The following is a 13,382-nucleotide window of genomic DNA, read 5'->3' as shown; positions in this document are numbered from 1 at the left end:
GTCGCTACTGGCCCAGGCGCGCGGTGCCCACGCGGGCGCCCAGCGTCGTCGAACCGGCGCGCCACGGACTGGCCTGCTCGCGCACCCACCGCCCCAGGCGGGCGATGAGGTAGCAGCCCACCAGCAACGCCACGGACACGCCCAGCGCCGCCGCGATGCCCAGCCGGGGCCCGATGCGCTGCGCGAGGCCGGCGATGTCCGCCCAGCCGTACACCACCGGCAGGTGCAGCACGTACAGCCACAATGACAGCCGCCCCAGCGGCGCCAGCAGCCCGCTCAGCCGCTGCGGCAGCAGGTTCACCACGCCCAGCACCAGCAGGCCCTGCGCCACCCGGTACATCACCATCGTGGGGCTGTTGGGCGTCCACTCGATGGGCACCTGGCGCGTGAGCGCCAAGAGCCCCCCGCCCAGTGCGAGGAGCGCGAGCCCCTGCGGCCAACCCGGCTTCAACAGGTGCAGCGCGTGCGCGGCGAAGGCGCCCGCGAAGAAGAAGCCCGCCCACGGGAAGAACGGGAAGCGGCTGCCCTCGCCATTGCCAATGAACTGCTGCAAGGGCACCGGCAGGTGCGCACCCGCATGCCACATCACCGCGCTCGCCAGGGGGATGCCCGCCGCCAGTCCGCCCAGGAGGAGCGCCCGCGCGCCCAGGTTCGGCGTCAGCACCAGCGCGAACGCGCCCAGCAGCAGCGAGGCCCCGATGCACTGGAGCGCGTCGAACTGGAACACCTTGGCCAGCATGGCGTCGGAGTAGCCCAGGTCGCGCACCGCGCCCCAGCCCGGCCAGTGCAGCAGGTACCCCAGGAACAGCAGCAGCAGCGCCCGGCGGAACCGCCGCCCGAACGAGTCCTTCGCCGCGCCGGGCCGGGTGCCCAGCGCCATCACCACCGCCCAGCCGCTCACCAGCAGGAACAGCGGCGCGGTGATGCCCCGAAGCTCCCAGTAGCGCTGGACCCACGGGTGGTCGCGGAGCGCGGGCGCGAGCAGCGCATCCAGCGTGTGTCCCATCACCATGGCAACGACAGCCAGACCCCGCGCACCATCGAGCGCGGGGTGTCGGGTTTGCCGGAAGCTGAGCGAGGGGCCGAGTCCGTTCAAAGCGCTCAAGAGCATATGCCCACCTGCGGGCCTCGTCTCCAAAACGCACCAACCGTGGGGGTTGGCAGGCTTCAAGCTCGCCCCGCATTTCACTCGGGGAGAAGGTCGCGCGTCCGCCGGGGAATGCTACAGGATGGATGCATGTCCCCGCGCACCGCCCTCGTCTCCGCCGTCGCGCTCCTCGTCGCCCCGGCCTCCGCTGTCGCCCAGGCGGGGGATGACTGGTTTGGCCCCGACAAACCCAAGCACTTCGCGGCGTGCTTCGCCGCCACCGGGGTGGGCTATGGCGCGGGCGCGCTTGTCTTCGACACACCGGGAGCGAGGGCGCTCACCGGCGTGGGAGTAGGGCTGGGCGTGGGGGTCGCCAAGGAGGTGTATGACCGCGCGCGCGGCAGCGTCTTCTCCGTGAAGGACCTGGCGTGGGACACCGCCGGCACGGCCACCGGTCTACTGGCCGCGTTCCTCGTGGACCGTTTCATCACCGAGGTGCTGCTGCCCCCGCCCCGGAGCGTCGCCGTCGTTCGCGGGAGCGGTGGGGGCTTGCGGCGCGTCGGCACGGGCGCGGCGCTCCACGAACTTCAGCAGCAGGTCGCGTTGCAGGCGCGGCTCCACCAGCAGCAGGCGGCCTTCGGGATCATCGGTGTCGGAGACGAGCACGGTGACCTGCTGGCGAGGGCACTGGTTCATGCACCCGGTGGGCGTGACGCGGACCTGCCCGGCGAGGCCGCGGCCAGCCAGCTCTCCCTGGAGCCAGCGCGGCAGGTCCTGCCCTCCACCCCGGGCGCACTTCGCCAGGCATTTGCGGCAGACGAGCACGTCCACCTCGCGCCCCTTGCCGCCCGCGTCGTCCTGCATCCGTCGTCCTCCCTGGCCTTCGCTTCCAGCCCGGACTTCCGCTTCCAGGCGGATGCCCCGGTCCGAGGTCCCGGCACTCCGCCAGGACCGTGGATGAAGTGAAGGGGTAGCAGCGTGGGGCTTGTTCCGCAGGGCCCGGGAGTCCCGCCCGCCGGGCCGCTGTCCAGGCAGGCTCTGGACTGATGGGAACGGGTAGCCCGGGTGCGGGGTGCGGCGTCTTGCCCCAGCGCGTCAGGTGCGCGGCGCTGCTACGGTGCGCCCGCGCTGTGTCGCTCGCGGAAGGCTCCCCCCACATGCTGCGAAATCGACTGCTCCCGTGGTTTACCCTGTCGGCCCTGGGCCTTGGCGCGCTCGCCGGTTGTGAGCGCTCCCCCGAAGCGCCCGTGGCGGCCCCGTCCGCGCCCGCCGTCGCCGCCGTGAAGCCGCCAGCCGTTCCGGATGCCACCGCGGTGGCGAAGCTGGCCTCGCACTTCTTCCAGGCCCCGCGCGGGGAAGCGCCGCTGCCCGCGGACACCGAGGCGCAGGTGGCCCTGGGCCGCATGCTCTTCCACGAGCCCCGGCTGTCGAAGAACCACGACGTGTCGTGCAACACCTGCCACGGGCTGGACACCTTCGGCGTGGACAACAAGGCGCTGTCGGACGGGCACCGGGGGCAGAAGGGCAGCCGCAACTCGCCCACCGTCTACAACGCCGCCCGCCACATCGCGCAGTTCTGGGACGGCCGCGCCGCCACGCTGGAGGCCCAGGCTGAAGGCCCGATGATGAACCCGGTGGAGATGGCCATGCCCGGCGCGAAGCACGTCGAGGCCACGCTGTCCTCCATGCCCGAGTACACCGCTCGCTTCCGCGCCGCCTTCCCCAAGGAGCGCAAGCCGGTGACGCTGTCGCACGCCGCCAAGGCCCTGGCCGCCTTCGAGCGCACGCTCACCACGCCGTCGCGCTTCGACCGTTTCCTCGCGGGCGAGCACGCGGCCCTCACCTCTTCCGAGCAGCGCGGCCTGGAGGCCTTCGTCACCACCGGCTGCACCACCTGCCACAACGGCCCGGCGGTGGGCGGCACGTCGTTCCAGAAGCTGGGGCTGGTGGAGGAGTACCCGAAGCTCACCGACGCGGGCCGCTTCGACGCGACGAAGAACGAGGATGACCGGGGCTACTTCCGCGTGCCCACCCTGCGCAACGTTGAGAAGACGGGGCCGTACCTGCACGACGGCAGCGTGCAGGACCTGCCCACCATGGTGCGGCTGATGGGGCGCTACCAGTTGGGGCGCACGCTGAAGGATGGCGAGGTGGACGATCTGGTGGCGTTCCTCAAGAGCCTCACCGGCGAGCTGCCCCCCGCCGAGCGCATCTCCGCGCCGCCCCTGCCCCCGAGCACCAAGCGCACCCCCAAGCCGGATCCGTCTTGAACGTCGCGTCCCGCCAGACGGGTGCTAAACCTCCCGGCCCATGACCTTCTTCTTCCATCTCCACTCGGGGCTTCGCTACCTGGTGCTGCTGTCCGGCGCCATCGCGCTCGCGTACTTCGCGTTCTGCGTCGCCACGAAGAAGCCGTTCGACAAGGTGGGGCGCATCATCGGCGCGTCCTACTCCGGCTTCCTCCAGCTCCAGTTGCTGGTGGGCATCGCGGTGCTCGTCACGCGCGGCTACTACCCGGCGCTCATCGGCCACATCGTGCTGATGGTGCTCGCGGTCGGCTCCATCCAGAGCCTGCTGTCGGTGAACCGCCGGCGCACGCCGCCGGGCTACGTGCTGCCGCTGGTGGGCACCGTGCTGTCCCTGGTGTTCGTCGCGGGCGGCGTCATGGCCATCGGGCGGAGCCTGTTCAAGTCCACCGCGTTCTGAAGCGAGCCACCGCCGGACCTGGACCCTGGCGGTCACTAGGTCCCAGCGGGGCAGGGGCCCTGGCTCCTGACGCCAACGGCCCACGAAGCTTCGTGGGCCACGCTCCTACTGCGCGAAGGCTCGCTAACGACGGGCTCGGCGGCGCAGGCTCAGCGGCACGAGCAGCGTGAGGAGCAGGGGCATCAGGCCCGGACTGGCGCTGCAGCCGCCGTCCTCTTCATCCTCCGGCAGCTCCTTCTCCGGACCGGAACCCGCATCCGCGCCGCCCGAGCCCGCGTCCGCGACGCCCGCGCCGGCATCCGTGCCGCCCGTGCCCGCGTCCGCCATGCCCGCGTCCGTGCCGCCCGTGCCCCCGTCAGTCGTGGTCGCCGCGCAGTCGCCCAGCGAATGTTCGAGCGCGCCCAGCGTGTACGCCGACGCGGCCGGCCGAGCCCGTGCGCAGAAGTCGTCCGGCACCGAGGCATTCCGCGCGGCGGCGCCGATGAGGGACGCCACATCACCCTTGAGCGTCAGGTCCCCCTTGAGCGGCGCCACGTACCAGGACGTCCATTTGGCAGTGTCCACGTTCGTCAGGTTCGTGCCCGCGGTGAAGGTGCCGCCCTCGCGGGGGCGGATGACCGACGACAGCACGTTGCCGTGGGCCTCGCCGGTGGTGGACGCGAAGCGGAAGTCCACGCCCGTGGTGCCGATGAACGTGTTGAACAGCACCCGCGTGTTCGCGGCCTTGTTCAGGTAGACGGCGACGTCGGAGCAGTTCGCGACGATGTTGTTGCGCATCACTCCGTCCGAGTGCTCCGGCGTGCACGGCACCGACGCATCGAAGGCCGGCGCGCAGAACGCCGCACCCGTCCCGCCCCCACCGAAGGACAGGCCGATGCTCGTGTCCGCCAGGGCGCGGTCCTTCGCGCAGATGACGCGGTTGCGCTCGAAGAGGCCCCGCTTGCCGCCGCTCTTCATGAAGGCGCCGTAGGAGATGCCACCGGCCTTGGAGAAGTCGTGCAGGTCGTTGTCGCGGACCACCCAATCCTCGCCCGTGTCGATGTTCAGCTTGGTGACGGGGGTCCCCGTCGCGCGGGCGTGCGTGTCGTAGATTTCGTTGCGCTCGATGAGCCCCCGGTGGGGTATCTCCCAGACGCCGGAGCCGTTCTTCGCCGCGTTCACCTTGAGCTGCGCGTTGAAGTCGCGTACGCGGCTGTTGCGCAGCACGAAGCCCTCCGCGTGGCCCGTCACATGGAACGCGTGCTCGCAATCCTGGTCGGCCGCGCAGGTGCCCTCCACGGTGAGCCCGTCGAAGGTCCAGTACCCGCCCGACACCTTGAAGCCCTCCACCGCATTGAAGCGCACGAGCGCCCCGTGGCGGCTCGCGGCGCGCACGGTGATGGGCAGGGCCTGGGTGCCCTCCGCCGCGCAGTTCACGTTCGCATTGAAGGCGTACGTGCCGTTGGCGAGGACGATCTCATCTCCGGCCTTCGCGGCGGCAAGCGCGGCCTGAAGCTCGGCCACGGTGGAGACGTTCTTCACCGCCGCGCCGCCGGTCAGCGGCAGCAGGAGCAGTGCGAGGGAGAGGGACCGCATGGGGGACTCCAGGGAAGGGGGACCGCGGGGACCCTACCGGATTTCCCCCCACGACCAGGCAGCCGGACGGGCGCAGGCCTTCCGGGCACTAGGGTTGCGGCACGCGCATGAGCACCTCCTACCCCATGGCATGTCATCCCAGGTTCTCGCGGCGGGGACGTTCAGCACTCACGGGTGCGGGCCTCGCCAGCGTGTTGCTGTTGGCCCCGGGCGCGCTCGCGCTGCCCCAGAAGGGAGAGCCGCTGCCCGCCTTCTCCGCGAACGACCTGACGGACGGCGCTCACGCGAGCGACGAGCTGAAGGGACGCCCCTCGCTGGTGGTCATCATCACCGACAAGGACGCGGGCGAAGCGATGCGCGGGTGGTTCAGCGCGGCGGATGCGCACGTGCCGGACACGGTGCACCGCCAGTCGCTCATCACCCTCAAGCTGCCGTTCATCGTCAGCGAGGGCGCGGCGCGGGGCAAGGCGAAGAAGCAGGTGCCGCAGGACTTCTGGAAGGACACCTGGCTGGACAAGAACGGCGGCATGGCGAAGTCGCTGGGACTTGCCTCCAGCCCCACGCCCTATGTCCTGGCGCTGGATGCGGAAGGTCGCGTGGTGGCCAGCGTCCACGCGACCGTGGACTCACCGGAAGCGCGGACCATCTGGTCCGCGCTCTCCCGGCGATGAGCCTCCGGGCCTAGTAACGCCCGTCCAGGATCTCCTGCAGCTTCTGCTTGTCCGCGGAGAAGGGGAACGCCTGGAACAGCTCGTAGCTGTTGTTCGAGTCCAGCAGCGAGGGCCGCATCACCCGGACCACCTCCAGCTTGTCGGTGGAGAAGGAGAACTGGTTGATGACGGTCATCACGTGCGACACGAGGAAGTGCTCGCGCGGGACGACCATCGACAGCACGCGCATCTTGTCGCGCGGGAAGGACTCCCGGGCCATCGCCTGGGTGAGGCTGCGGAACTGCGCGTCCGTGATGGGCCGCACCACCGGCAGCGGGACCGGCTGCGGCATCGGCTGCGGCTGCGGGTAGTTGCCCGGCGGCGGCAGGCCCGTGCCGTACGGCGCGGCGTCGTCGATGTACTCGCTCAGCTTGTCCAACTCCTCCATGGCGGCGCGGATGCTGTTGCGGCCCTGGTTGTCACGCGTGCGGGACATCGCGTCGCGCAGCGCGTTCTCCAGCTTGTCGATGCGGCGCTCCATCACCTCGCGGTCGATGACGGCCAGGTTGCGCACGGGCGGCGGCGGCGGAACCGGCTGCGGCGGGCGGGGCGTGGAGTGGCCCGGCGGAGGCGGGCGGCGCATCTCGGCGGCGGCATTGGCGGCCCCTTCCGTGCGCGGCGCGGTCTGGGCCAGCGAGGCGGCGGAGGAGAGCAGCAGGACAGCGAGGGTCAGGGCCTTCATGGTGTGCATCCTTGGGGGTGTTCGTCCTACGCCCCATCTGACGGGACGGAGGGCGCGGCATTCAACCCCCTCTTGGCGATGTCCTCCAGAGGGCCCCGGCCTTCGCCGCGAGGCGTCAGGGGGTGGCGCCGCGCTTGGAGACGACCTGGCCCTCGGTCGTGACGTCGTAGACGACGGGCACGCCGGTCGCCAGTTCCAGCGCCACCACGGCCTCGCCGGACAGCTTGTCCAGGCGCATCACCAGGGAGCGGTTGGAGTTGCCATGGGCCACGACGAGCACGTTCTTGCCCTGGCGCAGGTCGCCCGCGATGGCGCGGTCGTAGAAGGGCAGCACGCGCTTGGCCGTCATCTCCAGGGACTCGCCATTGGGGGGCGGCACGTCGAAGGAGCGGCGCCAGATGTGGACCTGCTTCTCGCCGAACTCCTTGGCCGCGTCCGCCTTGTTGAGGCCCTGCAGGTCACCGTAGTGGCGCTCGTTGAGGGCCGCGTCGCGGATGACGGGAGGGCGCTGGCCCAGCGTGTCCAGGAGGATGGCGAGCGTCTCCTGCGCGCGGCTCAGGGCGGAGGTGTAGGCGACGTCGAACTTCAGGCCCTTGAGTGCGTCAGCGGCCTTGCGGGCTTCGCCGCGGCCCTGCTCGGTGAGGGGCACGTCCACGAAGCCGGTGAAGCGGTTCTCGTGGTTCCAGAGGGACTGACCATGACGGACGAGGGCGAGGATGGGCATGGCCCCTCTGCTAGCCCAACCAGGGGGAGCGGGAAAAGGGGCAAGGTCCGTCCCCCCGTCCGTCCCGTCGGTTCCCGGCCACGCTGGGGCGCGCTCAGGTGCCCAGCGCCGCCAGGCCCCGGGGCCGCAGGGCGCGCGTGAGCGCCACGATGCCGAAGAAGAGCAGGGCGGCTCCCGCGGTGATGGGCCGCACGCCCAGCCGGTCGGACAGCATGCCCAGGCCCCACACGCCCACCATGTAGCCCAGGTTCACCAGCAGCAGGAACAGGCTGCTCACCCGCGCCTGGAGCTCCGGCGGCGTGCGCGCCTGACACACCGTCTTCAAGCCCGTGAAGGCCAGCAGGTACACCGCGCCCAGGAAGAACATCGCGACCAGGGCCGCCGGCAGCGTGGGGGACAGCCAGAAGAGCGCCGAGCACAGCCCCACGAGCAGCACGGACGCCTCCAGCATCCCCCGCCGTCCCATCCTCGCCACGAGCGCTCCCGTCGCGAAGGCCGCGAGGACCGCGCCCGTGCCCTGCGCCGTCAGCAGCAGCGACGTGGTGGCGGCGTCTCCACCCATCACCTTGAGGGCGAACACCGGCACCAGCCCCACGAACGGGGAGATGAGCAGGCCCACGAAGAACGACGTCCCCAGCGCCAACGCGATGCCCGGGTCCTCCCACGCCAGCTTCATGCCCCGGAGGATGCCGGCCCACAGCGCCTCCCGCTTCGGCAACACCGTCCGCACCGCGCCGCTCATCCGGGACAGCACCAGGAGCACCGCGAGGAACGACAGCGTGTTGAGGAACAGCGCCCCGGCGATGCCAGCCTTCGTCAACACGAGCGCCGCGACCACCGGCCCGATGATGCGGCCCAGGTTGAACTGCGCCGAGTCCAGGCTGAGCGCGTTGTGCAGGTCCTCCGACGGGACGACGGCCACCGTGAGCGCGGTGGCGCACGGAATCACGAGCGTGTTGAGGGCGCCGTTGAGCAGCGAGATGGCCGCCACCCACGGCACCGTGAGGTTTCCCGTCGCGGCCAGCACCGTGAGCAGCGCCGCGAGCAGCCCCTGCAGGCACACGCACACCGCCATGAACGAGCGCCGGTCGAAGCGGTCCGCGAGCGCTCCACCCAGGGGCGCGAGCAGGAGCGAGGGCAGGTGCGCGAGCGCGGCCACCCCGCCCGTCCACCCGGCCTTGCCCGTCACCTCCGTCACGTACACGCCCAGCGCGACGGTCTCCATCCACGTGCCGATGTTCGACACGAGCATGCCCGTCCACAGCCAGGCGAAGTCACGGTGAGACAGGGCCCGCAGGGAGGACGCGCGCGAAAGCAGGGAAGAGGCCACGGAGAGCCCGGTTCTACAGCGCTCCTTCGCCGCGTGCTCGGTGGGCGCACGCCTACACGTTGACTCCCTGCCTGCCTTGGGGGACGGGGGGAGTCATGACGCGGCACAAGGTCCTGGTGGTCCCCCGTGAGGTCGCAGGCGAGCGGTTGGATCGCTTCCTCACGAAGCATGTCCCCGGTCTCACCCCAGAGCGGGCCCGCGCGCTGCTGGACTCGGGGCGGGTGCGCATCCGGGGCAAGAAGGCACAAGCCACGCGCAAGCTGTGGGGCGGGGAAGAGCTGGAACTGGAGACGCCGGAGCCCCGGGCCTCCCCGGCCGCTTCGTTGGAGGGGCCTGAGCTGCCGGTGCTGCACGACGACGCGGCGTTGATCATCGTGGCCAAGCCGCCGGGGTTGGTGGTGGAGCCGGAGGGCCGCGCGCCTTCCGTGGTGGGGCTGCTCGCGGCCAGATGCCCTCCGTTCGACGTGGAGGGCGTGGCCCAGCCGGGCGTGGTGCACCGGTTGGACCGGGAGACGAGCGGCTGTCTGGCGCTGGCCCGGACGGATGACGCCGTGGCAGCGCTCCTGAAGGCGTTCCAGGACAAGCGCGTGGACAAGCGCTACCAGACGCTGGTGCTGGGACAGCCTCCGGACACCGGCCGGCTGGAGGGTCCGTATGCGCGCGACCCGAAGGACCCGCGCCGCTTCACCACCCGCGTGCCCTCCGCGCGCCGGGCGGCCCTGAGCTTCACCGTGCGCGAGCGGTTCCGGGACGGGGCCCTGCTGGACATCGACCTGGACACGGGCCGCACGCATCAGATCCGCGTGCAGCTGTCCGAAGCGGGCTTCCCCGTGCTGGGGGATGCCGTCTACGGCACGCAAGCCGCGCGCACGCACCCGGCCGCGCTCGCGGTGGGACGGCAGGCCCTGCACGCGTGGCGCCTGGAGGTGCCCACCTCCGCGACCGGAAGACTCATCCAGGTGGAGTCCCCGCTGCCCGACGACTTCCTGCGCGGGCTGGCGCTGCTGCGCGGTTGAGGGCGAAGCCTCCCCACCGGGGCGGGCTTGCTCAACCCCAGGACAGCCACCCGCCACGCGGGCTCCCGTCTCGTCCCGAAAATAAGATTTTTCTTATCATCCGGGCTGATCCGCCTATCTCTTGACATCTGGCATTGATGGATTTAGTACGTCCTGAAAATGAGAATGAGTATCATTTTCATTGTCGGATGTCTGTCTACAGACGTCCGGGCTGGATGACACGCCCTCCTTCCCCCGAAGCAGAAAGGCCATTTCCGATGAAGCATCCTGTTGCCTTCCCTTCCTTGCGACGCTCCGCCGCCATGCTGGCCCTGGCCCTGTTGACGGGTTGTGGTGACTCGGAGGAGCCGGGCACCGACGACAACGGGTCGCTGTATGCCATCACCACGCAGTTGCTCGTCGCGGACCCGGTGGAGAGCTACGTCGTCGTGACGACCCAGGCGGAGCAGACGGCTTCGCTGTCGTTGGACAACGCCATCAAGGTGTCGGGTCGGGCGCTGGGCGTGGGCATCCCCAAGTCCGGTTCGCTCTACGTGGTGAGTGATGAGAGCCCGGTGGTGACGCGCTACCGGCTCAACAGCGCCGGGAGCCTGGAGGCGGCGGGCACGGTGAGCTTCGCGAGCCAGGATGTGACGTCGCTCGGCGAGTACCAGGCCAACTTCCAGTTTGTCTCCGAGACGAAGGCGTACTTCTTCGACGGAGCGACTGCGCAGGTCGTCATCTGGAATCCCACGGCGATGACCGTGACGGGCACCATTCCGCTGAAGACGCTGGAAATCCCAGACACCGTGCTGGCCTTCTCGGGCGCGGTCGTGCACGTGGGCTCGCAGATCATCATGCCCGTGGGCTGGCGCCCGGTGTCGGGCGTGGGCATCACGAAGAAGGCGGGCGTGGTCTCCATCGACACGGCGACGGACACGGCCACCATCGCGACGGATGACCGGTGCGGCTACACGCACGACGCCGCGCTCGGCCTGGACGGCAAGGTGTACATCGCGACGGAGGCGTATGGCGCCGCGGTGTTCCGCGTGGTCGCGGACTCGCCGGAGCCGTGCCTGCTCAAGTTCGATCCCCAGACGCGTGCCTTTGATACGACCTTCTACCGTTCGCTCTCGGACCTGGTGGGCGGCGGCACCGCGGGCGCGCTCATCCCGGGAGCACCGGGAACGGCGTACGTGCGCGTGCTGGATGAGACCATCGCCCCGGTGGCCGAAGGCACGCATCCCCGCACGATGGCGAGCGGGACGGGTTGGCAGTGGTGGGAGCTGAAGCTGGACACGCTGACCGCGACGCGCAAGGCGGAGTTCGCCTCCACCTCCGGCAGCGTCTTCCTCTTCGAGTCAGAGAACCAGACGCTCTACACCGAGTTCGGCGCGGGCGCCGCGTCCACGACGTTCCGCGTGCTGGGTGAGGGTGGCAAGCCCACGGTGACCACGCAGGGGTTGTCCTTCTCCTTCGTCCAGCTGCGCTAGCACTGTCTCATTCACCGTAGCAATCCGGGCCCCCGGGCCCGATGGGCGAAAGCCTGTCGGGTTGGGGGCCCGGCGCGTAGGCCCCACCTGGTTTCACCTCCCCCTGGAGATTCGATGCGTCATCTGTTCCGTATCGCGGGCGTGTTCGCTGTTTCGTCGCTGTGGTCCACTTCGGCCTTCGCCACCAGCACGGGCATCACCGGCCAGTCCGGCAAGGACGGCGTGATGTGCAGCACGTGTCACAAGGGTGGGGAGGTTCCCACCGTGGTGTTGGAGGGCCCCACCACGCTGGAGCCGGGCGCCACCGGCCAGTACACCTTCATCATCCGGGGTGGAGCGGCGAAGACGGGTGGGGCGGACATCGCGGTGGACAGCGCGGGCGCGAAGCTCCAGGCCGGCACCGGGATGAAGCCGCTGGGTGCGGAGTTGGTCCATTCCGCGCCGCAGGCCTTCACGGGAACCGAGCTGCGCTTCAACTTCTCGCTCGTCGCGCCTTCGACGGATGTCACGCTCAAGCTCTTCGGGGCGGGCAACTCCTCCAACGCGGACCAGAAGAGTGACGGGGACCGGGCGGCGGCCACGACGCTGAGCGTGACGGTGGGCAAGGGCACGCCCGTCGTCGTGGATCCGAACCCGGAAGAGAACGAAAGCGGAGGCTGCTCGGCCGCGGGCAGCGCGCCCGTGTGGGGCTTGGCGCTGGCGGGGCTGGCCCTGCTGCGCCGCCGTCGGAGCTGAGGTTTCCCCATGCGGTGATGCTGTGAACGGTGCCGGCGTCGCCACCCTGACGACCGGCGCCGTGCTTGCGGTGGCGGAGGTTCAACCCGACACGGGCTCCAGCGCCGTGTCGAAGTTGGATGTTTGAATTCGAAGTCGAACAGGGGGGCCTCCTCAAACACAGTGCGGAGCCTGTCACGAGAGAAGCCGTGCCTCCCGGGCAACAAGAGCAACACTTCCTGTGGCCCCGCCAGCAACAGACGCCCGATGCCAGGGTGCACGCGCCAGCGTGTTTCAACCCCTTGCTTCCGAGTGCGGAGTGACTGCCACCGCCTCCAGTCGATTGCGCCCTTCCGCGCCGGAAACACGTTGGTACGGCTCGTGAAGTGAGCGGGACCACCCACGGGTCGCGGCGGTACTCGCGCGGCGTGGGAGGGGACGCCCCGGGGATGGGGCTTCCGACACTTCTGGAATGGAGGCAGGACCATGCAAAGCCGCAAATGGCGAGTCATCTCCCACGCAGGCGCCGCCGTCGTGACGCTCGGCCTGATGTCGGGCTCCGTGGCCGTGGGAGCCGATGCCCGGCCCGGTTCGGAGCAGGGCTCGGACATCCCGCCCAGCCGAGTCATCGCGGGCCGCAAGCTGCACCAGCCGCCGGAGTTGAGCGGGACGGGGACGGACGCTCGGAAGAGCGTGCAGGCGTTCGTCACCTGGGCCGGTCAATCCGTGGTGGAGGAGCAGAACGACGCGCGCAAGGTGCTGCGCACCGCTGCTGGGAACCCGGACGTCATCCAGGCGTTCACCGAGGAGATCCTGGAGTCGCACAAGTCCGGTGACTCCAGCCGCGCGCTGGTCGCGCTGGGCCTGCTCGGCGAGATGCGCACCTACGACGGCGCGAAGTTCCTCGCGGAGTTCGTGCGCATGCCGCTGCCCACGAAGGGCACCGTCATCGAAGGGGAACTCCAGGAAGAGGCCCAGCAGGCGCGCCTGCAGGCCAAGGCCGTCGCTGGCATCGCGTACCTGCGAGATGAGGAGTTCGACCGGGAGGTGCTCTACCAGGTGGGCGCGCACCCCTCCGTCATCGTCCGCGCGGAGGCCATCAGCGCCTTCCTGTGGAACCGGGGCGATTCGCTGGAGGCGCGCAAGACGGTGGAGCCGTTCGTCCGCCGCGAGGAGCTGCTGCTCCTGGAGCGCGTCCGGCGCGTCAGCGGCGAGAACGCGGAGACGTTCAACCGCAAGCTCAACGCCTACCTGAAGGCCCACCCGGAAGTGCAGGCGCCCAAGCCCGAGCCGAAGGAGCCCCGTCCGCCCGAGGAGAAGCCCTACACCTTCGACGTCACCCCTCCGAAGTTCTGACCTGACCTCA

The 13,382-nt window shown here is 70.2% G+C and carries 13 protein-coding genes; 8 read left to right on the top strand and 5 right to left on the bottom strand.

Features of this window, described 5'->3' with window-relative positions; translation table 11 throughout:
* Window positions 1-4 precede the first annotated feature (4 nt).
* Entirely contained in the window at window positions 5-1,012 is a 1,008-nt protein-coding gene (locus OV208_RS33460; RefSeq protein ID WP_267577983.1) for an acyltransferase family protein, read from the bottom strand.
* A 225-nt stretch (window positions 1,013-1,237) separates the two neighbouring features.
* Here OV208_RS33460 and OV208_RS33455 point away from each other — a divergent pair, with 225 nt between their 5' ends.
* The 3 genes from OV208_RS33455 to OV208_RS33445 all read left to right on the top strand — a co-directional run bounded on the left by OV208_RS33455 (window position 1,238) and on the right by OV208_RS33445 (window position 3,793).
* Complete coding sequence (locus OV208_RS33455; protein ID WP_267577982.1) at window positions 1,238-2,053, top strand: hypothetical protein; 816 nt, start codon at window positions 1,238-1,240, stop codon at window positions 2,051-2,053.
* Between the two features lie 191 nt (window positions 2,054-2,244).
* A complete protein-coding gene (locus OV208_RS33450) occupies window positions 2,245-3,357 on the top strand; it encodes a cytochrome-c peroxidase (protein WP_267577981.1) in 1,113 nt (370 codons plus the stop codon).
* A 40-nt stretch (window positions 3,358-3,397) separates the two neighbouring features.
* Window positions 3,398-3,793 carry a hypothetical protein gene (locus OV208_RS33445; RefSeq protein ID WP_267577980.1) on the top strand — a complete coding sequence of 132 codons (396 nt, stop codon included), beginning with the start codon at window positions 3,398-3,400 and terminating at the stop codon, window positions 3,791-3,793.
* Between the two features lie 123 nt (window positions 3,794-3,916).
* Here OV208_RS33445 and OV208_RS33440 read toward each other — a convergent pair whose 3' ends face one another.
* Entirely contained in the window at window positions 3,917-5,368 is a 1,452-nt protein-coding gene (locus OV208_RS33440; RefSeq protein ID WP_267577979.1) for a chondroitinase-B domain-containing protein, read from the bottom strand.
* Between the two features lie 107 nt (window positions 5,369-5,475).
* On the opposite strand from OV208_RS33440, the gene OV208_RS33435 reads away from it, so the two are divergent.
* Window positions 5,476-6,039, top strand: a complete 564-nt coding sequence (locus tag OV208_RS33435; protein WP_267577978.1) for a hypothetical protein — start codon at window positions 5,476-5,478, stop codon at window positions 6,037-6,039.
* 10 nt (window positions 6,040-6,049) lie between these two features.
* Here the strand turns inward: OV208_RS33435 and OV208_RS33430 are convergent, their stop codons facing one another.
* The 3 genes from OV208_RS33430 to OV208_RS33420 form a co-directional block, all read right to left on the bottom strand.
* The gene (locus OV208_RS33430) at window positions 6,050-6,760 is read right to left on the bottom strand and encodes a DUF4476 domain-containing protein (RefSeq protein ID WP_267577977.1); all 711 of its coding nucleotides are present in this window, start codon (window positions 6,758-6,760) and stop codon (window positions 6,050-6,052) included.
* Between the two features lie 115 nt (window positions 6,761-6,875).
* Complete coding sequence (locus OV208_RS33425; RefSeq protein ID WP_267577976.1) at window positions 6,876-7,484, bottom strand: 2,3-bisphosphoglycerate-dependent phosphoglycerate mutase; 609 nt, start codon at window positions 7,482-7,484, stop codon at window positions 6,876-6,878.
* Between the two features lie 94 nt (window positions 7,485-7,578).
* Complete coding sequence (locus tag OV208_RS33420) at window positions 7,579-8,814, bottom strand: MFS transporter (protein ID WP_267577975.1); 1,236 nt, start codon at window positions 8,812-8,814, stop codon at window positions 7,579-7,581.
* 95 nt (window positions 8,815-8,909) lie between these two features.
* On the opposite strand from OV208_RS33420, the gene OV208_RS33415 reads away from it, so the two are divergent.
* The 4 genes from OV208_RS33415 to OV208_RS33400 all read left to right on the top strand — a co-directional run bounded on the left by OV208_RS33415 (window position 8,910) and on the right by OV208_RS33400 (window position 13,372).
* Entirely contained in the window at window positions 8,910-9,830 is a 921-nt protein-coding gene (locus OV208_RS33415) for an RluA family pseudouridine synthase (RefSeq protein WP_267577974.1), read from the top strand.
* 257 nt (window positions 9,831-10,087) lie between these two features.
* A complete protein-coding gene (locus tag OV208_RS33410; protein WP_267577973.1) occupies window positions 10,088-11,302 on the top strand; it encodes an MxcI protein in 1,215 nt (404 codons plus the stop codon).
* Between the two features lie 114 nt (window positions 11,303-11,416).
* Window positions 11,417-12,037, top strand: a complete 621-nt coding sequence (locus tag OV208_RS33405) for an MXAN_6652 family MXYO-CTERM-anchored protein (RefSeq protein WP_267577972.1) — start codon at window positions 11,417-11,419, stop codon at window positions 12,035-12,037.
* 465 nt (window positions 12,038-12,502) lie between these two features.
* The gene (locus OV208_RS33400) at window positions 12,503-13,372 is read left to right on the top strand and encodes a hypothetical protein (RefSeq protein WP_267577971.1); all 870 of its coding nucleotides are present in this window, start codon (window positions 12,503-12,505) and stop codon (window positions 13,370-13,372) included.
* Window positions 13,373-13,382: the final 10 nt, after the last annotated feature.

Origin of the sequence: Corallococcus sp. bb12-1 (assembly GCF_026626765.1) — a bacterium.
GTDB lineage: Bacteria > Myxococcota > Myxococcia > Myxococcales > Myxococcaceae > Corallococcus > Corallococcus terminator.
Note: the sequence above shows the minus strand (reverse complement) of the source record. Positions and strands in the feature narration are given on the sequence as shown.

Excerpts from the sequence above, each read along its gene's own strand:
- OV208_RS33445 (WP_267577980.1), top strand. The coding sequence starts at position 3,398 with ATGACCTTCTTCTTCCATCTCCACTCGGGGCTTCGCTACCTGGTGCTG.
- OV208_RS33410 (WP_267577973.1), top strand. The coding sequence starts at position 10,088 with ATGAAGCATCCTGTTGCCTTCCCTTCCTTGCGACGCTCCGCCGCCATG.
- OV208_RS33405 (WP_267577972.1), top strand. The coding sequence starts at position 11,417 with ATGCGTCATCTGTTCCGTATCGCGGGCGTGTTCGCTGTTTCGTCGCTG.
- OV208_RS33455 (WP_267577982.1), top strand. The coding sequence starts at position 1,238 with ATGTCCCCGCGCACCGCCCTCGTCTCCGCCGTCGCGCTCCTCGTCGCC.
- OV208_RS33415 (WP_267577974.1), top strand. The coding sequence starts at position 8,910 with ATGACGCGGCACAAGGTCCTGGTGGTCCCCCGTGAGGTCGCAGGCGAG.
- OV208_RS33450 (WP_267577981.1), top strand. The coding sequence starts at position 2,245 with ATGCTGCGAAATCGACTGCTCCCGTGGTTTACCCTGTCGGCCCTGGGC.
- OV208_RS33460 (WP_267577983.1), bottom strand. The coding sequence starts at position 1,012 with ATGGTGATGGGACACACGCTGGATGCGCTGCTCGCGCCCGCGCTCCGC.
- OV208_RS33435 (WP_267577978.1), top strand. The coding sequence starts at position 5,476 with ATGAGCACCTCCTACCCCATGGCATGTCATCCCAGGTTCTCGCGGCGG.
- OV208_RS33430 (WP_267577977.1), bottom strand. The coding sequence starts at position 6,760 with ATGAAGGCCCTGACCCTCGCTGTCCTGCTGCTCTCCTCCGCCGCCTCG.
- OV208_RS33440 (WP_267577979.1), bottom strand. The coding sequence starts at position 5,368 with ATGCGGTCCCTCTCCCTCGCACTGCTCCTGCTGCCGCTGACCGGCGGC.
- OV208_RS33425 (WP_267577976.1), bottom strand. The coding sequence starts at position 7,484 with ATGCCCATCCTCGCCCTCGTCCGTCATGGTCAGTCCCTCTGGAACCAC.
- OV208_RS33400 (WP_267577971.1), top strand. The coding sequence starts at position 12,503 with ATGCAAAGCCGCAAATGGCGAGTCATCTCCCACGCAGGCGCCGCCGTC.